Genomic DNA, 21,083 nt, shown 5'->3' on the forward strand with positions numbered 1-21,083 from the left:
CTTAAAAATTAATCGATAGGTTAAAACTCACACTTCTCATGGTCGGATAGTTAAACCCGTCCCCACTACCTGTTCCAATATCGGGATCTGAATTACCGATGTTGGCCACATCGATATCTCTGGTGTTCTTATATAAAGGCGACCATGTCCATAAGTTCTCCGCAGAAAGTCCTGCCCTCAATCCCTGTAACTTTAACTTGGAAACAAAACTCTGAGGAAAGCTATAACCCAGCTGAATGTTCTTCAAACGAACATAGGCCGCATTTTGAAGGTATCGGGTTTGCGTTGTCTGCTTTAAAGAAGTATTATATCCAGCATATCTTGGGAAGTAAGCACCTTTATTGTCCTCAGTCCAATAATTGTCTAGATGCCATGTTGGCAGATTGTTATATGGCCTGTTGTATTGTCCCCAAAAAATAGATTCATTACTTGGATACCAATCCTGTTTTCCTACGCCCTGAATGAATGCAGAGAAATACACATTAGAATAATCCAGATTTAAATTGAACCCATAGATATATCTTGGCTCTTCATTGCCAATGATAGACAAATCACCATGATCGTTAAGCGTATTACTTCCATAATCAATCACCCCATTTCCATCGATATCAGCAAACCTAATATCTCCAGGGTAGATCTTTCCTGAGTTAGAAGATTTGATTAGGGTCTGTTTAGGAGCTCCATCAATTTCCTCCTGTGAGGCAAAAAGGCCTTGAGTCGAATAGCCCCAGATCTCACCGTATCTTTTGCCTGCATAATAGTCACCAAGATTTCCCGTTTCATTATTAAATCTGTCTATGGTCGACCTGTAGTCCGCAAGAGTCGCTTTTAAGCCAAACCCTAACTCCTTGGATCCCACCTGAAAGCGATCGCGATAGGACAGTGTAAGTTCAAAACCAGAGGTTGTCATATCGGCATAGTTTCCCTTTGGAGAGGTTGCCCCAAAGATTTCGGGGAGCTGTTGCCCTACCGTATACATGTTCAAGGTTTCTCTACGGTACATATCCCCGGTAAAGGTTAGCTTATTATTCAAGAATGTTAAATCAACACCGATGTTTGCCGTTCTTGCCGTTTCCCAAGTCAAGTTATCAGGAATTACGCCGGGAACGCTTGTGTACATGTTTTTCATCCCGTTCAACACCCTGCCCGATGTAGAGATATTATATATATCCAAGAATGAATAAGGTGAAATATTACCGTTACCCAATGATCCATAGGAAGCACGGATTTTGAATTCTGAAATTGCATTCGGATTCACAGTCCAGAAAGGTTCCTGAGAAACTCTCCATCCGGCGGACACCGAAGGGAAGAATGCCCACTGTTCGTTGGTCGGGAATTTAGAAGATCCATCATAACGTCCGTTTGCCTCAAAAAGATAACGATCCTTAAAGATGTAGTTCACACGGAAGAATAAACCGGCTAACCTATATCGGTTATAGCCAGCTGTTGCCTGAACAGCATCGCCCAAGGCTAGATTTATGTTTTCAGTATTCTCTGTTAAAAGGCCGTTCTTAGTGATATAAGTTGCATTATAGCGCTGTTGCTCATAGTTATATCCGATCAACCCCTTGAAGTAATGGTTCTCTGCAAAGGTGTTCTCATATTCACCATATAAGTTGGTGAACAAATAATTGTTCTCTTGGGCAACTTGATAGATATTATCGTTCATCCCTGTCTTTAAGGGAACGATAACGCCTTCTTTCACACTGTAGGGAACCGGCACCCTTACTCGGGTTGAGCCATAATCTCTATTACGGAAGGTTAGATCTCCTTTAATGCGGAACGTATTGTTAAAGAATTTAGTGGAAAAGGAGGTCGTATTCCGTAAATCTTTCTTTTCGAAATCCGTACCATTCTTTCCATATATAAAATCTCCTAGTGTGTATGCTGCAGAAAATGAGAAACTCCCGTCGGGATTGTAAATCGGTGAGGAAGGGTGCCCTTCGTCAGCGATGTTACGCCAGATATTTCCCCCTTCTCCAGCTGTTGAAGGATCATGATATTTCATGAAGGCATAATCAATGTTATTCTCTACCCTCAACCAATCCGTTACCTGTAGGCCAGCTTTCGCTCTTGTATTATAGCTCTTATAGGTATCGGTATTGTATCTATATAGTCCTTTGTTGTCAAATAAACGACCCGACAAGAAATAATCTATCTTGCCTGAAGTTCCACTTGCCGAAAGGTTATGATCCTGAACGAATGTATTGTCTTTAATTAATGCTCCGTAGTAATCTTCATTTCCATAATAGACGTATTCACCATTACTATTTAACGTAACTTCTTCGGTATTCCCTGCTTCCTTTCTCTTTTTGAACTCCTCAAGCCAGTCAAGCGTGAAAATTTGGGTCTTATTTAATTTACTTGGAATTGAAGAATAGTTGTTCCAGGCATTATATGCTTCAAAGAAACGTTCGGCGTACGTATAGCCATCGGTTACAAAATCCGGAAGTGTGGTTGGCTTTTGAGAAGTCAGGCCTCCAGAATAATTTATCGTGCTACGTCCTTCCTTTGCACGTTTGGTGGTAATCAGCACGACTCCAAATGTACCGCGAGACCCATAAATTGCCGCGGATGAGGCATCCTTAAGTACAGAAACCGATTCGATATCATTTGGGTTTAGAATAGAAGGATCACCTTCCACCCCGTCAATAAGAATTAACGCACTACCCCCCTGTCCGATGGAGGTTGTACCCCGTATGTTGAATCCTGGGGCACGGGTCGGTTTCCCGTCTGCAGGTGTAATGTTCAAGTTAGGAACAGCTCCCTGCAACATTTGACTTACATTGGCCAGCGGTCTTCCTTCAAATACTTCAGACCCTACTTGATCCACCGCTCCGGTTAGGTTAGCTTTCTTTTGAGTACCGTACCCCACCACAACAACTTCATCAAGAGCAGTATTGTCAGGTTCCAACCTGATGGTTACATCGGTCTGGTCCTGAACAGTTAATTCTTGGGAGATAAAGCCTAAAAATGATAAACGAATTCGTTGACCGCGTTCCGCAGTAATGCTGAAGGATCCGTCTTCACTTGATTGAGCAGAGGCTTGGCTCTGTAGGTTGATGATGGTCACTCCAGAAAGGGGAACTCCGGCTGCATCATAAACCTTTCCATTGATTTCTTTCTGTTGGCCTTTCGCAATTTCAAGCTTCACCGACAGTCCTGAAGCTATCGAAGGACTGAAGGAAACTAGTGACATGCAAGAGACAAACAATAAGAGCTGTTTGTTTTTCAATTTCATAGTTTTGGATGATTTAGATCAAGCCCAAACCTACAAGTATTAAATTAAGATTAAGTGATTTAAATATTAACAATGTGTTATTTGAACAGGTATAATGGCGCCTAAATAAGCCCAAATTCCAAAATCCAATATTAACCCTAGAGAGAATTTAAAAGATATTTAAAGTAAAAAAAACATTAATAAAGCCTTTATAAAACAAGAAATTAGAATGAAATTCCCAAGTTGGGTGTAAAAAAAAACTCTAATTTTACGCAGAGAATTGACTGTATGTTAATTTTTACAATGTTAAATAATTGTTAATAAATAAAATAATTGGCCGATATGAATATCTACCTCTTTTCCTTGGATAGATCTTTAATATAAATATTTCTAAAGTCCACAGGTTGCCCCTCGCTCTGCAAAGCAATAAATCCCTCGCTTAAGAATTTACCGTCAACTTTCATTTTCGGATCATATCCATTTGCTGTTCCACCTCCGATCTGAGGTTTAGAATACTCAAGGACAACTTCTCCTTCTATAACATGTTGAATTAAGGAATCTCCATATACAATTAACTCACCTTGCACCCATTGATCTGCAGGATAAGTCTTGGAGGTAGAATTTAGACAATGGGAAGCTGCAATCTTTCCTTGATAAACCACATTGGTCCCAGGTGAGCACATATTACCGGTTGGCCTCGGCTTTCCGTCTCCTAATCCTGCAAGCAGCTGCATTTCAACTGAAATTGGCCAATCCTGTTCCTTAAGCATAGTTCTGGGATCCTGAGAATGAAACATAACGCCACTGTTCAATAAAGTATATTCTGGAGCACCCTGTTGTAATTCTCCAGCAAAACGGTATTCAAATTTTAAATGATAATAGGAGAATGGGGTTTTATAATAGAGATGGCCGAATTGATTGTTAAAATCCCCGTATTGATCATATCTAATTTTAATGGTTCCATCCTCCACGCGAAAGGTATTGCCATAATTCTCTCCAACTTCATGATGATGGATTTTTACAAACCAGTCCTTAATGTCTTTGCCATTAAACAATGGCCTCCATTCTTTGTCATCCTTATTGGCTTTATTACTTGCACATCCAGATAATAAAATACCTGCAAATAGTCCTGCAAAAATGATATGTTTCATGTCTTTGGTTAAGTGTTGATATGAACTGCAATATACAGCATATAACTTATCCTGCCTAATCTCATGGACGTTCCATGTGAAATAAAATACCTAAAAGCAAAAATCCCAACGCATCAGATTTTTACACCTTTGTTTTGATGGGAAATTAATATCCGATCATTACTATATACCCTGGTTTATTGTTTTCCCACTTCCAAATGCTATACCATTTTAGTTGAACCCTTTGCCTTGATAAGGAAAGAAAGCTCCTTGTTTTTGAAGGGATATAAGAATTGTCCCTCAACGCTCTTTGTAGGGGGCGATCGCTTCGCCGCCAAATAAAATCAACTACTAAAATTTTAGGAGTAACATTGGAATATTCTTTCCCAGCTTAAGTCGCTACTTATACCTTATCTTTTCCTGCTAAAGTCACCTCGATCCCAGCTTCAAAATAGTCATTGTTAGGACTAAAATATACCTCTATTTGTCGCAATGACTTCATCTAAGTTTCCTGCGCCAGCCACATTTGGACCATCCTCCTTGCTTCAGCCGGCTTAAAAAAAATCCAGAAAATAAAACAGAACTTGATAAAGGGTTTTTACCTAGGTTAATTTTTACCGTTTCCATGATGCCATCTTGAATTGACGCTTGTATAACGAAAAATGTTATGGGTGAAAAAGGATCACCATACCTACAAATGGGAACAAATCAACTGATATTAGGCTCTTTACGCCCAGTTTATAGGAATGATGAGCAACTCCCCAAAAGGGGTTATATCACGACCGGAACTTGGAAACCGATCAATTTTTGAATTTTGTTAAGTAAAGGCTTCTCTTCCTCACTGCAGAAGGAAAGAGCCTTTCCGGCATTTCCAGCTCGGCCCGTCCGACCAATACGGTGAACATATGTTTCTGAATCTTCGGGAAGGTCAAAGTTGATCACTCGAGGAAGTTCTTTGATGTCAATTCCTCTTGCCGCAATATCCGTTGCAATCAAAACATTGATCTTACCATCCTTAAAGGAATTGAGGGCATTCTGTCTTGCATTTTGAGATTTATTCCCGTGAATACAGACCGATTGAACGCCTTGTTTCCCTAAGGTCTTTGACAGACGGTCAGCACCATGTTTCGTACGCATAAAAACCAAGGTCTGAACATTGGAGTCCTCATTTAGAACTTTCGCAAGTAAGGCCGTCTTTTGCTTCTTCTCGATAAAATAAACAGACTGAGAAATGATTTCTGCCGTTGAGGAAACAGGTGAAACACTAATTTCAACAGGAGATTTCATGATTTCTCCAGCGAGCTTTCTGATTGCCGTGGGCATGGTTGCCGAGAAAAGTAAGGTTTGACGGTTTTTAGGAACAACTTTTAATATTCTTTTAATGTCATGGATAAAACCCATATCAAGCATATTATCGGCCTCGTCTAAAACAAGCGCTTCAATTGAATTCAGGTTAACATGTCCCTGACCCAAAAGGTCCATCAAACGACCCGGCGTAGCAACGATGGTATCAACACCTTTTCTTAAGGCATCGACTTGCTTATTCTGAGAAACACCTCCATAGATTACCAGCTGACTGAGCTTAAGATACATTCCCAATGCCGCCATATTCTGGTCTATCTGAATAGCAAGCTCCCGTGTGGGAACCAAAATTAATGTACGGGGAACTCTCTTTGCATTTGGCTTTGAGGCCATTCGCTGTAACAAAGGAATGGCAAAGGCCCCGGTTTTACCGGTTCCAGTTTGTGCGCATCCTATAAGATCTCTACCATTGAGAATAGCTGGGATAGTTTGTTTTTGAATTTCTGTAGGATTGGTATATTTTAAATCCTGAATAGCACTTAATATGGGAGCTATGACCCCGATTTCTTTAAATTCCATTTAATTTCATTTAATACCTCTCCCTACTTTTTTGGGGAAAGGGCAGCAAAAAGCGCCGCTGCGAGACCCCATATAGCAAGTGAAGAAACGCTTGACTATAGGCAGAAGGGCCATAGAGGTCCTCACATATCCGCAAAGATACTGCAATTAATTGAAAATGAAATAGTTTTATACAGATGCTTTATTGCTTATTTACAGGAACTTCAAGACTTTGATTAAAATTTATAGGTAGCTGCATTAATATTCATGCCCGCTCCAACTGAAGCAAATAAGATTATATCGCCTTGCCCTAAGGAATAACCCGGCAATTCTCCTTCCAACACCTGATTCAATAAGGTCGGAATCGTCGCAACGGAACTATTCCCCATCGATCCGATATTCATCGGCATGATATGATCTGGAAGTTCCGAAATTCCATACAACTCAAAAAATCGCTTGACAATAGCCTCGTCCATCTTCTCATTCGCTTGATGAATAAAGATCATCTTGAGATCCTTGATGTCTTGCCCGCTGCTATCAAAGCAGTCTTTCATAGCCTGAGGAACATGTTTAAGTGCATACTCATACACTTTTCTACCCTTCATTCTGATAAATTGAGGATCTGTCACCTCTCCAGCCACACCTTCTGCTGAAACAATGTAGTCGATTTCATCAAAGCTATGGGTAATAGTGGCAGAATTAAAAAGACCATTATCTCCTGCCGTTTTTTGAACAAGGGTAGCCCCTGCCCCATCCGAAAAGATTAAACTGTCCCGGTCATTGGGATCCAATACGCGTGATAGAGTTTCGGAGCCGATTACCAAGCAATTTACTGCACGGCCTGTCTGAATATATAGATCGGCTTGAATCAGTGCGTGCAACCATCCTGGACATCCAAAAATAACATCGTATGCAATGCAGTTGGGATTTTTGATGCCTAATTTATGTTTAACTCTTGAAGCAACGGACGGAACCATGTCCCGTGGAGCCCCATTATGGCTCATATCCCCATAATTGTGCGCAACGACAATTAAATCAATGTCTTCACGGTCAATCTGAGCCTTTTCAATAGCTTCTTCTGCAGCCATTGAACCCATATCGGAAGAGGTAATTCCCGCTGCAGCATAACGCCTCTGTGAAATGCCTGTAATCTCCTTAAACTTTCGAATAATCGTCTCTTGTGGTTGAACGATCTTCTTTTTATCCGGTCCATAGAAGGTATGTCCCAAAAAATAATCATTATCAATTATTAATTCGGGAATATATGCTCCAGTGCCTATAATCTTTGATCTCATCAGCTAAAAATGCAAAAATTAGGAAATGTTAATTGAAATGGTACAGAAAGATCACATCGCCAACATATGCAGGTTTAGGCTGATCTTTAATGTCTAAACGTGCCTGAATAGCAACTTTAATTGTTCCTCTTAAGTTCGTCACTGTTCTTACAGTTGCTTGTAACTGAACCTCACTGTCAACAGTAACCGCCTGCCCGAATTTAAAGTTTTCAATCCCATAATTGATTTCCATCTTCACATTTCTTACATCTGCAATCTGCTTCCATAGGTATGGAATGAGAGACAAGGTAAGGTACCCATGGGCAATCGTGGATTTAAAGGGACCTTCATTTTGTGCTCTTTCCTCATCGGTATGTATCCATTGGTGGTCTAATGTCGCATCTGCAAATTTGTTAATCTGCCCTTGATCGATTTTATGCCATTTGGAAACACCTAATACTTTTCCTTCATGAGCCTTATACTCTTCATAACCGTTTATGATGATCATCTTTTGATTGATTTTATATAACCTGATGAAATTACAATTATTTGGACTAGGAAAAGAAATAAATTTAATGAAATACCCTTTTATCCATAAATATTTGAATATCCCTATGACTCTTTCTTTTTAGGAACCTTTGCTCCTGCTTCCCGAGCTTCCGATAATCCAATGGCAACTGCCTGTTTTCTAGTGGTAACTTTTTTGCCGCTTCCAGATTTCAACTTTCCTTCTTTCATTTCGTGCATCGCTCTTTCTACCTTCTCAGATGCCTTTTTTGAATACTTTGCCATAACTTTCAAATTAATTAACACATCGGCCAATCAATCCAAATGACTGATCAAGCCTTTTGAAAGAAGAACAATACAGCATATTGAATAGTTTAAAATTTCTGTCAACTAAATCCCTTCACCTCCCAACCCTTTCTATAGGTCCTTTTTAAGTATTTTTCAGCTTCTGGATTGTTTGGAAACTTCATATTGGAAGAATCCCATTGCAATAACGTTTCCGGAATCCTAATCGCCACTGTTCCTAGAAGAATCGCTTCTGTCATTGGACCAGATTGTGCGAAGTGAGATTCAGGCTCAGCCCTTCCCAAACAACCTTCAACAAAATGGTGATAGTGATTTCTTTCTTCAAGATCTGGGTACTTATCTTTTCCAAATTTACTTTCCGGTAATAGTACAGGGGTTCCACCATGCGGAATGAGCAATGCGCCCTCTGTACCAATTAGCATGGCGGCCTCCTCGGGATAGTTTACTCCATTATTAAAAAGTGCTTGTATTTCATTGGGAGGGTAGAATTCCCCATCAAACCATTCCAATGGCAGTACTTCTCCAGCTATTTTTTCATTTCCCGGGAAGCTCCAGGTAATATGATTACCTTGTGCCCAAGTATCAGCGCGGCGGCTTTTATCATCTTTCCAGGACTTCTGCACTTCCGCTACAACCGTCAGTGGGGCCTTGAGACCCAATCCTTTCCAGACTGCATCGAAGATATGGCATCCGATATCGCCGGACCAGCCGGTTCCAAAATCCTGCCAGGTGCGCCAAATACCAGGATGATAAATATTGGAAGCATAAGCCCGTTCAGGGGCAGTTCCCAGCCATTTATCCCAATCTAATGTCGAGGGAACAGCTTCCGCAGCAGATGGCCGTGGACCTGCTAACCTGTATCCCGCAATACCTGAACGATTCGAACATAAATAGGCATGTTTTATTTTTCCGATATGGCCTTCCTTGATCCACTGCACAGCGGTACGATCTCCAATTGAAGAAGCTATTTGTGTTCCTAACTGAGTAACGACTCCCTTTTTGACCGCGGCTTGAGTAAGCACCCTGACTTCTGCAACATCATGGCACATCGGTTTTTGACAATACACATTCTTCCCGAGTTCAATGGCCTTCATTGCAACGATAAAATGGTTGTGATCTGGCACGGTTACATTGACTGAATCAATGTTATTCTTCTCCTGTTTTAGTAATTCCCGCCAATCTGTATATAACCTTGCTCCAGGAATTAATTCTGCAGCTTTCCTCAAATGATTCTCATCTACATCACAAAGGGCAACGATTTCTACATCAGGATGCGATTTAAAGTTCTGTAAGTCATAAGCGCCCATACCCCCAACTCCGATACAGGCATGTCTTAGTTTTTTTGCCGGAACTGAAGCAAATACGGAATCTAAAATTAGCGGCGCTCCAACTGCTGCTGCAGTAACGGTACGGATAAAGCTCCTTCTGGATGTAAGATGTTTTTCATTCATAGGTTTAGGATTTTGGTTATCTAAATATACAAATTATTCAAGAGTTTGTATATACAAGATATTTTTTGTCCTAAAAACCAAGGCTTTTGCTTATGGCAAATTAAATAAATATGGCATAAAGCTTTTTTTAAAATTTATACCCAACACTTAGGCCGAAACCTTTCGTTTTGATACTCCCATTACGTTCATCGTCTCCCCAACTGGACATGATATCGGCCATCCCCCATTGATAGTTAAATTGCAACAAATATTTCCTGAGAAACTCATAACCTAGGACGGCTTTACCCCCATAGTCCCAGGGCCTCCCATAAACATATGTTCCATAATCCGCCTCATCGCCATTTTTGTTAAATTCTATATCTCCCTGATTAGAGATCAAAATATCTCCGATCAGCACATCCTCTGGAGATTTCCATTTTCCGCCAAGACCATAGGCAATATATGGACCGAAACCTATGACCATACTACCAGAACTTACTTCAGGCTTAAAAAGGATCTGAACGGGCAATTCAAGATAGGTCACCCTGGCTTTAAAATCCTTTGTAAAGCCTATCTCTCCGGCATCTGACTTGTATCCCTTTCCGGAATACATTAACGTCGGCTGAACATATAAATCTCCATAGATGGGAATATCGACACTTAATCCCACATTCATCCTAGGAATAGCATGACTTTCTATTTCATTCCGAAGTTCGCTGATTGCATTAATATTGCTGTAGTTGAGCCCTACGTTTAACCCCCAATTTACCTGAGCATATAGATTCGAAATAATAAATTGTGCTGCGACAAAAAAAGTTGTTGATAGAATTCCTTTGAATTTCATAATTATTCTAATTGGTTGGTAAACAATTAAAATAAAAACGAAAGATCTGATCTAAAAGCTACAGATAAAATTGCTTTTAATTCCATTAAAATGAAATGAGAGGTAATCATACAGCCTCCCCATTTACCCCACTGCTAACCTCCGGTAAGGGAAAACCTCCTCGTAATCCCGAACCCCCATCTAAATTGTCCTTTTCCCCAAGAAGAGTAGGTTTCTGGGATAAGTTGTCCTTCCTGGATAGACTTAGAATTCGTAAAATTAAGACTGAATACGTGGCCTCCAGTTTCTATTTCCAGTCCTATTCCCAATGGGTTGTAATAAGTCTCCCCCCATGTTGATTCCATTAAGGTCTTTTTTAGCCCATTCCTAAAGGGTAGAAAATAATCAGCCAATAGCGAAATACGACGGGTAATTTTTATCCGACCAGCAAACCCGATGGCAAAAAATGCGTTCTGATCTCCATAGGCTGTATAATTGCGATGCACATAGCTAGGGGAAACAAGAATGGACAATCGCGAACTAAACTTTCTAGCGATGATTAATTGTCCCACATACACGAATCTATCTTTAAACCGGCGGAAACTGACCGGTGAGTTCAGGTTCGGATCCGACTTGGCGGCAGATAGCGTTGCACTTGCGAAGAAAGCAAGACTAACCGGAATCCTGTCATCCTGAGTTTGATCGAGAAAACGATATTTCACGGCCCCCTCATAAAGCTGTGTAGCATCAGAGGCTCCCTTGGCCCTATAAATACCGAAATTAAGCTCATCGGTTAATCCATAGTCAAACCCTATCTTGATATCTGTTGAATTGTCCAATCCAAAGAAGTTCTTCGCACCACCGGCCTTGCCGGCGATGTCACCGAATCGGTGGTCGACACGAAAGTCTAATTCCCCTTTTCCCAAAGTCTCAATCGTCTTCAAATTGATTATCGAACCGGATTTAAAGGTTGAAATTACCTTATCGCGTTGTACAGAGTCGAAACCTGCAAGCATTTCCAAATCATCCTGACCAAAGGAAATGATGGGCACAGATAGGACGATAGATACAATGATCCAGAAAAATATATTTTTCATATTCTTTCCATTATTAGAGTTAGTCGGCATCATGCATCCTATTGGGCTTCCCCTGAGAAATCAGCAGAAAGATTGACCTTGACCGTCTCGGCAATTTTTTTCCAGGCGACCGAAGGGATTTTAATTTGATGGTCTGCTAATTTTATGGGGAAACTTGCCTTTACCGTTATTTCTCTGCCTTTGACCAAAAACTCGACGGATGTCTCGTATCTTTTAGTCACTCCATGAATATTCAATGTTCCAGAGACAAGATTTACATATCTACCCTCCTTCCGCAATTTGGCAACATCCGATATCTTACCCTTGAATTCGGAGGTTGGGTACTTCTCGCTTTCCATATAATTTTCATTAAAATGTTCTTGCATTAATTTTTTTTCAAATTGAAAGGTATTGATTCTCACTTTAAAGATTATATCACCTGTGGAGATATTGATAGCAGATGCGCCCAACGTACTGACGGCCTGAATATCTTCTAATGGAGCGCTACTGAAAAATGAAACCTGTGCTGTTCTACTGACCAAAATATTGGACTGTGACCTGGACCGTACCGGGATTATTATTAGGATCAACAGTATGCTATAATAAAGCTTTTTCATAATGTTTCACAAAAGTGTCAGGGCATATTCCTTTTAAACCAGGCATCCAATAACTCCTTTTCCTTTGCGGAAAGCGAAGAGCCCATCGGCATAGTCATCGTAACCAGAACGGCATTCTTAATCCTATCCGAATTGGATTTTACCGACTCTATTCCTGAGAATGTCCACTTTGAGCTGCCGCTCCCGCCTACATTATGGCACGAATTGCACCTACTTTCCAGCAGTTTTCCAACATAGTTCGAATAACTAACGTTACCCGCTGTAATGTCGCCTCCTTCCGGCTTAGGTTCAACATTTTCTGCCTGGTCCTTTCCACAGCCCGTTAAACTGGCCGCGAGCAACAACAAAGGGAGAATAAAAGTCAATCTATTTCTTTTCATGGCTATATGATGATTTATTAATAAATGTATTGCACTAGGGATATCGCACACCAATTTATTCTGTACTGGAGGCAACTTGGGTGTCAAGGTTAACGATCGGCCACACTCCCGGAGCAGGGAAACTGATCCCTTTATTATCTCCCCGGTTCAGGTCATTTCCAAAATAATATAGCGGCCAGCCCCTATAGGTCAGCTGCTTCTTCCCAAAAACATCGATAGAGGCGATATCTGAAGCAGAAACTATCGAAGGAAATGATCCCGAAACGGATTGGTATATCGGCCAGATGCCATCGTTGCTGAAATCCGCCTTGGTAAATGTATTATCGTTGAACCTATCGGACCTAAAGGCGTATAAGGTCCTGCCATTCCCATCCGTAAAATATATTGTCTTCCCACCGCCTAAACCGAAATCGGATCTATAGTTTTCACCATCATGTCCAACTAATTGAGCATTGCAAACCATCAGCAAATAGTCCGGTTTGGCGACATACCAATTATCGTTTATCCCATCGCCACCAACCTTCCCAGCATCCCCGTCTCCGATAAAATAATACAGAGGCCAGCCCCTGTATGTGGTCTGCTTACTGCCGTCAGTCCGGGTAATCTCGCCAATCTCCTTTTGGTCTAGAAATTTTGAATCCTTGGCGCCGTGATCATAATAAGCCGGCCAATTATTCATGCAGCTACCCGAACAGCTCGATTGTCCTTTGCTATCATTTGAGAAAAAATAGAGCGTTCTACCCTTATCGTCAGTCAGAATTTTTCCGTGGGTTTGGCTCTCCTTTATGAGAATCCCAACCTCAAGATTATCGATGTCTGAGCCATTGTCTTTGGAACATGAAATGAAAGAAAGCAACAATGTCCCCATCAATAGGGCCTTCCTATAAAATTTAAACTTAGTATTCATACATTTGAAATTATTTCATTTTGCTTATCATTAACTACGTCCTCTGGAAAGGAATGGTTGCTTTCTAAAAAATAAATTCAAAAGACTGGATGTCAATTGGTTAAATTATACCAGGCAGGCAACCAATTTGCTTTTGAGCTCGTATTCTATTAAAGATTGTAAGATGTGTACCTAATGAAAATTTACTGTTCAATAAAGACTGAATTCTGTGGTTGAGGATCCAAATGAAAAACTAATCAAACTTATTGAAGGATGCATCGTGAATGACAGAAGATCGCAGAAGGAACTATATCGTAGCTTCTACTCATTGTCCATGGGTATTTGTCTAAGATATGCAAAAAACAGGGAGGAGGCAGCAACCATAATAAATGAAGGTTTTTTTAAAGTTTTTGATCATATTAATTCATATGATTTTAACCGTCCCTTTGTGACCTGGTTAAGGAGAATTATGACCAATACCGCGATTGACTATTATAGATCGACATTGAGATTCGTAAACCAAACTGTTGAACTTGACATAGTGGAGGAACATGAAGTCTTAAATGAATCCACATTGCAGATGCTTCATTACCAGGACCTATTGAAGATGGTCCAATCATTGACCCCAGGATTTAGGACAGTATTTAATCTGTATGCCATTGAAGGGTATTCCCATGAGGAGATTGCAGCTTTATTAGGAATATCCATTGGAACATCCAAATCAAACCTCTATAAGGCCAGGGCAAAATTGGCAGAATTAATCCGGCGGTCCGAGCGATCGAATGCCGGCATACATAACGATTGACACGGATGGATAAAAATAAAATAGACGGTCTTTTTAAGAGAGTATTGGACCAACAGGAGCATCCCTTTGAAGAGGATCATTGGAAGGTCCTAGAGGAGAGGATCTCCAGGAAGTCCCGAAATACCCGACAGGTTACTTTTTGGAAGGTAGCTTCCGTTGCTGCATGCATCGCTTCACTTCTATTGATCGGCCTTAACAGATATTATTCAAATAAAGGGGAAATTGCCGCTAGGATGCAATCAAAAGGGACATCGCCCTTCCCCGAGGATCTTAAGAATGATGAATTTAGGAAGTCCGATCAAAAAACAGTCGGAATCCGTCCGTCCACGGATAGCCCGATTATGTCTTTAGGCGGGGACGAGCTCGATGCCAAAAAAATTGAAAGCAGAAGCTCTAGACTGATTCCCGGCTCGAATTCTGCCCGTTCCGCAACTATCGACATACAGCAGCCTCATGGGCTTTACTTAGTAGGTTTAAGCGCAAATCTGGAAACCAGACCGGTTTTCCCCCGCTATGATATAGGAACACCGCCCGCTTCTATCTCACATGAACAGAGACCGTCGCATAAATCACAGAAACAGCAGAATGCTAGGTCACTCCTTCAGCCTGCAACCCTAAGCATAATGGCGGGACCTGACCTGACAAGGGTAGCAGGATCTAAAACAAATTCCGTAAGCACCAATTTTGCTTTAGTATTTTCTCAACCCTTTGGAAAACGTTTCAGCCTCACAACGGGTATTGCCTACGCCAAGAAGAACTATTCATCCAACTACAGCCTGTACAGACCCCTCAATCCAATTCCGGCGCATTACAATCCAACGAATGTAGACGCAGCTTGCGATATACTCAGCATTCCGATATCTGTCAATATGAAGGTGGCCAAGTTAAAGGATACCGAATTAAGTGTCGGTCTGGGTACATCGAGTCTATTTATGCTCAAGGAGGAGTACATCATTTCCTATTCGGAAATGGAAGATAGGACTTATACGGTTAGCAACGAAAACAAACATTTATTTAGCACCATAGATTTAACGGTTTCAATCCAGCACAAAGTATCAGATAAGCTCAAGATCGGTATTAGACCATTCTTTCAGATACCTGTTAAGGGCGTTGGTTACGGAAGGACATCACTTGAATCAAAGGGAGTGGCCTTGAGCCTAGATTTCCGCGCCTGGTGAGCCATTACCTCGCACCTTCCCCAGGTCTGAGAACAAAGTAAGCAGAATGGTTCCATCCCTTCCGAAAGGTTCCTGTGGAATATGGTTGGAGTGGGGTTACAATACATGTTTTTTAAAGAGCGTGGCGCTGCACGGCAGATAAAAAACAACCTCTATATCAATACATTAATTTAACTGTTGCAACACTTAACCCTTAAGCAATAATTAAGCCTTGTCAACTAAAATAAAATTTTATAAAATTGCGCCCTAAGTCATGGGGGTATACAATGTACGGTTCAAAGAAACAGAGGGCTAATCTGCTGGAAGAGTTTTTCGAAAGAAAGTTTAAGGAGAGGAATTATAAATTCAATTTACATGAAATAGATTTTTTAACTGCATCTGAAGATCTGGAAAAAGAAATATGGGAACTCACCAAGGTTACAAATTTTAGATTGATGCATATCGTTGATGGAAGAGCAGACTATTTCATAATATGCAAATTGTGAATTCCCTCTGCATTTAGTATGAATATGTAACCTTTAGCCTTCAAAATTGCCCACACAAAAGTACCTGCCTTTCGAAGAGGGCACTGAAAAAGTACCCGATAGAAAAGGGCTTAGGAATTCTTATGGTCTTAAGCCCTTTTCTGTTGTCTATTTGGAAGCCTCTATCTTTTGTTCCTTAAATAATCGATTCCCGAAGGGTTTGACACGTGATTTCCAGCATTTTCTGAACCGAAAAAATTTTTCAATAGAACTTTTCAGTACCTTCCTTTCGAAGGTCATCTTTTTTAGTTCCAGCCCATGTTCTCAACGCTTTCAATATCTCCATAGCTAAAATGTATAAATCCCAGTAGATTAGCTGGAGAACCAAAGTGTTTTTTATTTAATTTTTTTTATACCTTAGCCAGTTATTAAGTGTTTTACGCACGTTTACTAATGAAAACTATTTTTTTTAAGCACATTAGAACGGTTTTACTGTTTATTGGAACATTCCTTTTTGTATTGGGTATCCTAAGCTATTACCTTTAATGCGCTGAACTCTGCTTTTAAACTGATTGGGTTCATTCCTTTGGGCTCCATGTTCCCTTACACATTCCTAAGCTATTCATTTAGGGAGAAGGGCCACCATACTGAATCGAATTACTTGCTGCCCAGCAATACCAACGACAGATCGTATTCCATGTTCTCCCTATCCAGAGCCAGTCTCCTTCAAACCCCTGAATCAGCAATTCGGCATCTTCACCTCAACTTCAATTACTGGAATTTTTTTCATTTCCTGATTAAGGTCATTTCATTTCAGGAACATAACTCAGAGCAGGGCTGGACAGTAGGTCAATTCACAAGAAGCTACCATTATCATTAGGTTACAATAAAAGGAAATATAAAGTGGGAGACGGTTGGAAGGGCCCCAAAATACTTGAAACTCGGAATGGATTGTATTGAAGGCTAAAACCTAATTGTGGTTTGTCATCCGGACCATTCTTACTCAGTCATTGAATGGAGAGAAAACATTAGAACCGGTAAATTGTTTAATATGAAGAACAAATTGTAGAAGAGGACAGGGTAGGGATAAATTTATGATTTCGTATTTTCAATGACCTTCATGACCATAAATATTATATTTTCGATAGTGGACACTTTCAAGGAAAACTTCTCTGAAAAAATCCTGGCTGCACTTCTTATCCTTTTCTTTTTGAGCATTCTCAGGGATCTGGTCAAAAAGAACAAATAGGAAACTCAAGGGGTTAAATCAAACCGCGGAATACATATTACAATGATAGGCCAAGTAAGGTTTGGAGATGAACAACTTCATATTAAATGAGGAAAAATGTCTGAAAATCGTAGATTTGGACATGGCACCAACAATTATTCAATCAAGATGAAACCAATTGAAAAACACACTAAGACCAGGTCATTGAATATCTCCGCCAATGCTGAGAAAAAGATCCTAAGATCTATCAAAGAATGGGAAAGAAAAAGGCTCTACAAGGATCAGAACTATAATATAGACAGATTTTCTAAGGATCTAGGGATTAACAGGAAATACCTTTCCAGCGTGATAAACGATCATTTCGGGGTAAACTTTTCTGGCTATGTTAATAATCTCCGGATACAGTTTATGCAGGAAATAATTAACGATCTAAACTCAGTGTCTGATCTGAACCTAACTTCCTTGGCAAGACTATCGGGATTCTCAAGCTATTTTAAATTTTCGCACTATGTAAAAAACACATTCGGAAGGAGCCCAAGAGATTATTTCATATCCAAAGGGACCAAGGAGTAGTAACCCCCATCGATAATCAAATTTAGACCGGAGTTTTCCCAAAGCCCAGCTAAGTTGACAGCAGAAATAGAGGATAGGCATTTTTAAAGAAATCACCCATCCACCGCCCCCGAGTCCGTATCAAAAATTTTACACATATGACGGAGGTAAAAATTATTTCAATTAATTAGGACCTGATTTGGGTATTCAGGGAAGTGAATATCAGCTCCAATCCGTGCCTATTAAATGATTTCTGGGAAAAGAAGTTCCAACATTTCCCAACCTTCAATTCAACCAGATTTTAATTTTTACCCTAAACGATCCCAACAAATCTTTTGAAACGAAGTTCCCAATTTCCATTTGCTAAGCTTTTTTTTCAAACCAGGCCGATCTATAAATATCTTTATTTATATTCATGGTCTATTGTCATACAATAATGGCATTCCCAATGCCAATCGTTTAGTTAATTATTCCAGGCTTTAAAAGCCTGGAAACACTTTGTCATGTTTTCGATTCAATTGAAATTGCACCCCAAACTTTGTTCATGAGCCCCACTCCAGTATAAATTGTGACCTCTGTTGTTCGGTTAGTAATCAAGCGTATTCAGGCAGACAGGACATCCACGGGTTCAGAACTTCCGAAGGATGATGCCCAGCTTTGGACGTTGTTAATCGCAGAAGCCAACTACTGGAGTTTGGTCCCTATTATGGCACCTGGAAAACAAAAGACACAGCTTGCTCGCAGAAGGGAAAACCAGTTCCCTAAGGGGAAGTTTCCGAATCCGGAGATGTTAGAGCCTTCCCAGAGAATCTACAGGCAACCATACTATTAACCATTCTATTCTCACAGCAGCCAAATAGGAACTCTAAAACATTGACCAACCTTATTTTTTTAGTTCCTCCCTAAATTTCTTAACCTCGGAATCGATTATATCCGGCCATTCCAATAGGGACAACCTAATGTATTGCTCCGCAGTTTCAATGGGAAGCGCTCGGGACATGCTTATTGCCTCGGCCCGCAAATTTTCCAGAAACTGTGATGAAGGGAACCGAATAGCTCCTGATCCGATTCCTGAACTGAAACTTGTAGGTATTTTATGACTCATGATCCGGATTGCATAACATTTGTTGGTAATGTAGGGCTAAATTTCAGAAAAAAAATAGATTATATCGCGGCTAGGTTAACAAAAATATAAATATCTGATAAAAAAAAACATTCCTAAGCGTATTTGGCTATTTAATCTCTAGAGATTCGGCCAAAATAATAATATATGATGTTTGACTGGATGAAGGATAGTTAAACTGCATAGATCTTCCGTCCAGATTTCCCGGCCGCATAGCCCAATCCTTACCTATTAAAAAAACTTGCCCTTTAAAATACAAACTCTCAAGCCGATCGCCCTACAAACTTTCCCGGAATCAAATACATCACAGCCATTTCATGGTTTTTCGGCATATAAATTGCACTTAGGCAAATACTAAATAAATATTTAGGTTAATAATTGGTTTGGTGTCCCTTTTGGCCTCCCCGGCAAAAGGGACTTATTTACCAATTATACATTAAGCTATTTATTCGGCCGATGCATTTGCTGAATAATAGAATCAAACCTGATATTTTTCCCTACCTTTGGTTGGGTCCTGAATATTAGCTTTTTATACTTTTGGATTTAGATTAAAACACTTAATTTTCAATTATCGGCCCATTAGGATAATGTGCGGAAGGAATCGTCCTGAGATACGCGATTTATGACCGCCGATATAAAATAGGAAAATTTCATAGGAAATATCGGTCAGTTGAGCTAATTTAGGTTCACTGGACCATCTAAAAATAGCCAGGACTATACAAAACAAGACTGAATCTATGAAAAATGACGATTTCGATCCAAACAGATTGAAACAGGAACATGACACCTTAATCGAGTCTTTGGAGGATATTATCTTTGAAGTAAAATCAGATGGTTCCATCCTAAACTGCTGGACCTCCGACCCTGAAAAGCTTTTTATGGATTCCCTTCGGTTTCTTAATAGCTCCATTCATGAGATCTTTCCCAGATTATTTGCAGAGAAGGTCCAGGAACTCATCGACAGTTCATTCCGCAATACTCGATCGTACAGATTGAAGTACAGCTCTCCTTTCGAAAATCAAACTGGAAGATGGTACGAGCTCCAGACCAAGATCCTAAAAGGGAACGATCAGAGCCTTGCAATCATTGTCAGGGATATAACCCCCCAAATAAACCTGGAATCCCTGGTAAAGATCAAGGAGGAAAAATTTAACCATGCCTTTATGGATTCCTCCGTAGGAATGCTTCTGTTGGACAGGGAGCTGCTTATTACCGAATGCAACAGTGAGTTCTATCGGATCTTAGGAACAAACTTCGACATCTGTGAACACCGACAGGCTATCTTGCCTCTTATCTCTCCCAGCTATAGAAAGGGGCTGGAGAATGGGATTAAGAAAATTTTTAGTGGCCAGCAGGACAAATTTAGACTGGAATGTGAATTTATTGGACTGAACGGAATCCCCATATGGTGCTTGCTCAGCCTATCGGCAGTAAGGTCATCCAAAAAGGATGTGCTCTACCTTATCTGCCAACTCCAGGATCTATCCCTTGTGAAGGAGAACAGCAGGAGGCTAAAGATCCAAAAGGAGATGCTCGAAAAGTCCAACTTCGAACTCAATGTCCGGCTCCGGCAGCTTGAAATTTTCAATCAGGTACTCTCCCATACATTACGTGCACCAATTGCAAACAACGCAATGATCATAGACCAGATGCACGTCAAAGGAACGGACCTGCAAGAAATGGTGGGCCTTCTAAAAATTAACAATTCAAAATACCTTAAGCTTTTCGACAATCTAATAGGTTTTTTGGAGAGAACTGAAGATAAGGACTTAAGCTTCAGGGACAACGATATCAACAAAATCATTAAAGATGCCTTCACTGAGATTACCAGATTAATCGGACATACGGTCAGGGCAATTCCCGTGACGGAAACCTATGAAAAGAAGATCTATTTCCCCGCCTACTACGTTAGGAAGATCTTGATCTTTGCAGTGCTTCAATCACTTACCTACAGGCAATTAGGTCCTGTCCACAGATTCAGGCTTAGCTCAAAGGCTACTGATTCTGCTGTCGAAATCCAGCTTAATTGGCTAGAGATACCACCACCCATCAACCGAACCCGCGATCAGACTCCCTCCATAAAGATTAGTGACGAACTCATCATGGACGAATACATTTCTGAACATCAGATCACTTCCTTTGGAGGCTCTGTAAAGTTCAATCCTGATAGAGATGCTAAAGCAATCCTTCTCATTTCGATTCCCAAGACATAATACTATGATTA

General features: G+C 40.4%; 18 protein-coding genes. 5 read left to right on the top strand and 13 right to left on the bottom strand.

The genetic code is table 11. From position 1 onward, the window contains the following. Position 1: 1 nt before the first annotated feature. The 12 genes from E0Y80_RS09345 to E0Y80_RS09400 all read right to left on the bottom strand — a co-directional run bounded on the left by E0Y80_RS09345 (position 2) and on the right by E0Y80_RS09400 (position 13,530). Positions 2-3,241, bottom strand: a complete 3,240-nt coding sequence (locus E0Y80_RS09345) for a SusC/RagA family TonB-linked outer membrane protein (protein ID WP_156307410.1) — start codon at positions 3,239-3,241, stop codon at positions 2-4. A 329-nt stretch (positions 3,242-3,570) separates the two neighbouring features. Next, on the bottom strand, positions 3,571-4,371 hold the full coding sequence (locus E0Y80_RS09350) for a 3-keto-disaccharide hydrolase (RefSeq protein ID WP_156307411.1): 801 nt from the start codon (positions 4,369-4,371) through the stop codon (positions 3,571-3,573). A 750-nt stretch (positions 4,372-5,121) separates the two neighbouring features. Then, positions 5,122-6,231, bottom strand: coding sequence for a DEAD/DEAH box helicase (locus tag E0Y80_RS09355; RefSeq protein ID WP_156307412.1), 1,110 nt, complete (start codon positions 6,229-6,231; stop codon positions 5,122-5,124). Positions 6,232-6,446: 215 nt separating this feature from the next. Continuing rightward, positions 6,447-7,505, bottom strand: a complete 1,059-nt coding sequence (locus tag E0Y80_RS09360) for a 3-oxoacyl-ACP synthase III family protein (protein ID WP_156307413.1) — start codon at positions 7,503-7,505, stop codon at positions 6,447-6,449. 28 nt (positions 7,506-7,533) lie between these two features. Next, the gene (locus tag E0Y80_RS09365) at positions 7,534-7,992 is read right to left on the bottom strand and encodes a MaoC family dehydratase (RefSeq protein ID WP_156307414.1); all 459 of its coding nucleotides are present in this window, start codon (positions 7,990-7,992) and stop codon (positions 7,534-7,536) included. A 104-nt stretch (positions 7,993-8,096) separates the two neighbouring features. Further along, on the bottom strand, positions 8,097-8,276 hold the full coding sequence (locus E0Y80_RS09370; protein ID WP_156307415.1) for a DUF6496 domain-containing protein: 180 nt from the start codon (positions 8,274-8,276) through the stop codon (positions 8,097-8,099). 101 nt (positions 8,277-8,377) lie between these two features. Continuing rightward, on the bottom strand, positions 8,378-9,748 hold the full coding sequence (locus E0Y80_RS09375; protein WP_156307416.1) for a Gfo/Idh/MocA family protein: 1,371 nt from the start codon (positions 9,746-9,748) through the stop codon (positions 8,378-8,380). Positions 9,749-9,875: 127 nt separating this feature from the next. Further along, complete coding sequence (locus E0Y80_RS09380; protein WP_156307417.1) at positions 9,876-10,571, bottom strand: porin family protein; 696 nt, start codon at positions 10,569-10,571, stop codon at positions 9,876-9,878. Positions 10,572-10,705: 134 nt separating this feature from the next. After that, positions 10,706-11,647, bottom strand: a complete 942-nt coding sequence (locus E0Y80_RS09385; RefSeq protein WP_156307418.1) for a DUF5777 family beta-barrel protein — start codon at positions 11,645-11,647, stop codon at positions 10,706-10,708. A gap of 38 nt (positions 11,648-11,685) precedes the next feature. Beyond that, positions 11,686-12,243 (bottom strand): YceI family protein, encoded by a 558-nt coding sequence (locus tag E0Y80_RS09390; protein WP_156307419.1) that lies wholly within the window; start codon positions 12,241-12,243, stop codon positions 11,686-11,688. A 17-nt stretch (positions 12,244-12,260) separates the two neighbouring features. After that, on the bottom strand, positions 12,261-12,623 hold the full coding sequence (locus E0Y80_RS09395; RefSeq protein ID WP_156307420.1) for a hypothetical protein: 363 nt from the start codon (positions 12,621-12,623) through the stop codon (positions 12,261-12,263). Between the two features lie 55 nt (positions 12,624-12,678). Then, positions 12,679-13,530 carry a hypothetical protein gene (locus E0Y80_RS09400; RefSeq protein WP_156307421.1) on the bottom strand — a complete coding sequence of 284 codons (852 nt, stop codon included), beginning with the start codon at positions 13,528-13,530 and terminating at the stop codon, positions 12,679-12,681. A gap of 208 nt (positions 13,531-13,738) precedes the next feature. On the opposite strand from E0Y80_RS09400, the gene E0Y80_RS09405 reads away from it, so the two are divergent. The 4 genes from E0Y80_RS09405 to E0Y80_RS09420 all read left to right on the top strand — a co-directional run bounded on the left by E0Y80_RS09405 (position 13,739) and on the right by E0Y80_RS09420 (position 18,568). Then, entirely contained in the window at positions 13,739-14,314 is a 576-nt protein-coding gene (locus E0Y80_RS09405; RefSeq protein WP_197091538.1) for an RNA polymerase sigma factor, read from the top strand. 5 nt (positions 14,315-14,319) lie between these two features. Beyond that, entirely contained in the window at positions 14,320-15,492 is a 1,173-nt protein-coding gene (locus tag E0Y80_RS09410) for a hypothetical protein (protein WP_156307422.1), read from the top strand. Between the two features lie 1,809 nt (positions 15,493-17,301). Continuing rightward, positions 17,302-17,757 (top strand): helix-turn-helix domain-containing protein, encoded by a 456-nt coding sequence (locus tag E0Y80_RS09415; RefSeq protein WP_156307423.1) that lies wholly within the window; start codon positions 17,302-17,304, stop codon positions 17,755-17,757. 547 nt (positions 17,758-18,304) lie between these two features. After that, a complete protein-coding gene (locus E0Y80_RS09420) occupies positions 18,305-18,568 on the top strand; it encodes a hypothetical protein (RefSeq protein WP_156307424.1) in 264 nt (87 codons plus the stop codon). A 51-nt stretch (positions 18,569-18,619) separates the two neighbouring features. On the opposite strand, the gene E0Y80_RS09425 is transcribed toward E0Y80_RS09420, so the two are convergent. Next, positions 18,620-18,841: a hypothetical protein gene (locus E0Y80_RS09425; protein WP_156307425.1), complete on the bottom strand. Its 222-nt coding sequence runs from the start codon at positions 18,839-18,841 to the stop codon at positions 18,620-18,622. 755 nt (positions 18,842-19,596) lie between these two features. On the opposite strand from E0Y80_RS09425, the gene E0Y80_RS09430 reads away from it, so the two are divergent. Beyond that, positions 19,597-21,072, top strand: a complete 1,476-nt coding sequence (locus E0Y80_RS09430; protein ID WP_156307426.1) for a PAS domain-containing sensor histidine kinase — start codon at positions 19,597-19,599, stop codon at positions 21,070-21,072. The last annotated feature ends 11 nt before the right edge of the window (positions 21,073-21,083 follow it).

Source organism: Sphingobacterium endophyticum (assembly GCF_009733535.1).
GTDB lineage: Bacteria > Bacteroidota > Bacteroidia > Sphingobacteriales > Sphingobacteriaceae > Sphingobacterium > Sphingobacterium endophyticum.

Bases quoted from the DNA above. Each gene is read 5' to 3' on its own strand.
- E0Y80_RS09400 (WP_156307421.1), bottom strand. From the start codon at position 13,530: ATGAATACTAAGTTTAAATTTTATAGGAAGGCCCTATTGATGGGGACA.
- E0Y80_RS09380 (WP_156307417.1), bottom strand. From the start codon at position 10,571: ATGAAATTCAAAGGAATTCTATCAACAACTTTTTTTGTCGCAGCACAA.
- E0Y80_RS09390 (WP_156307419.1), bottom strand. From the start codon at position 12,243: ATGAAAAAGCTTTATTATAGCATACTGTTGATCCTAATAATAATCCCG.
- E0Y80_RS09360 (WP_156307413.1), bottom strand. From the start codon at position 7,505: ATGAGATCAAAGATTATAGGCACTGGAGCATATATTCCCGAATTAATA.
- E0Y80_RS09350 (WP_156307411.1), bottom strand. From the start codon at position 4,371: ATGAAACATATCATTTTTGCAGGACTATTTGCAGGTATTTTATTATCT.
- E0Y80_RS09395 (WP_156307420.1), bottom strand. From the start codon at position 12,623: ATGAAAAGAAATAGATTGACTTTTATTCTCCCTTTGTTGTTGCTCGCG.
- E0Y80_RS09355 (WP_156307412.1), bottom strand. From the start codon at position 6,231: ATGGAATTTAAAGAAATCGGGGTCATAGCTCCCATATTAAGTGCTATT.
- E0Y80_RS09385 (WP_156307418.1), bottom strand. From the start codon at position 11,647: ATGAAAAATATATTTTTCTGGATCATTGTATCTATCGTCCTATCTGTG.
- E0Y80_RS09430 (WP_156307426.1), top strand. From the start codon at position 19,597: ATGAAAAATGACGATTTCGATCCAAACAGATTGAAACAGGAACATGAC.
- E0Y80_RS09425 (WP_156307425.1), bottom strand. From the start codon at position 18,841: ATGAGTCATAAAATACCTACAAGTTTCAGTTCAGGAATCGGATCAGGA.
- E0Y80_RS09365 (WP_156307414.1), bottom strand. From the start codon at position 7,992: ATGATCATCATAAACGGTTATGAAGAGTATAAGGCTCATGAAGGAAAA.
- E0Y80_RS09375 (WP_156307416.1), bottom strand. From the start codon at position 9,748: ATGAATGAAAAACATCTTACATCCAGAAGGAGCTTTATCCGTACCGTT.
- E0Y80_RS09370 (WP_156307415.1), bottom strand. From the start codon at position 8,276: ATGGCAAAGTATTCAAAAAAGGCATCTGAGAAGGTAGAAAGAGCGATG.
- E0Y80_RS09345 (WP_156307410.1), bottom strand. From the start codon at position 3,241: ATGAAATTGAAAAACAAACAGCTCTTATTGTTTGTCTCTTGCATGTCA.
- E0Y80_RS09415 (WP_156307423.1), top strand. From the start codon at position 17,302: ATGTCTGAAAATCGTAGATTTGGACATGGCACCAACAATTATTCAATC.
- E0Y80_RS09410 (WP_156307422.1), top strand. From the start codon at position 14,320: ATGGATAAAAATAAAATAGACGGTCTTTTTAAGAGAGTATTGGACCAA.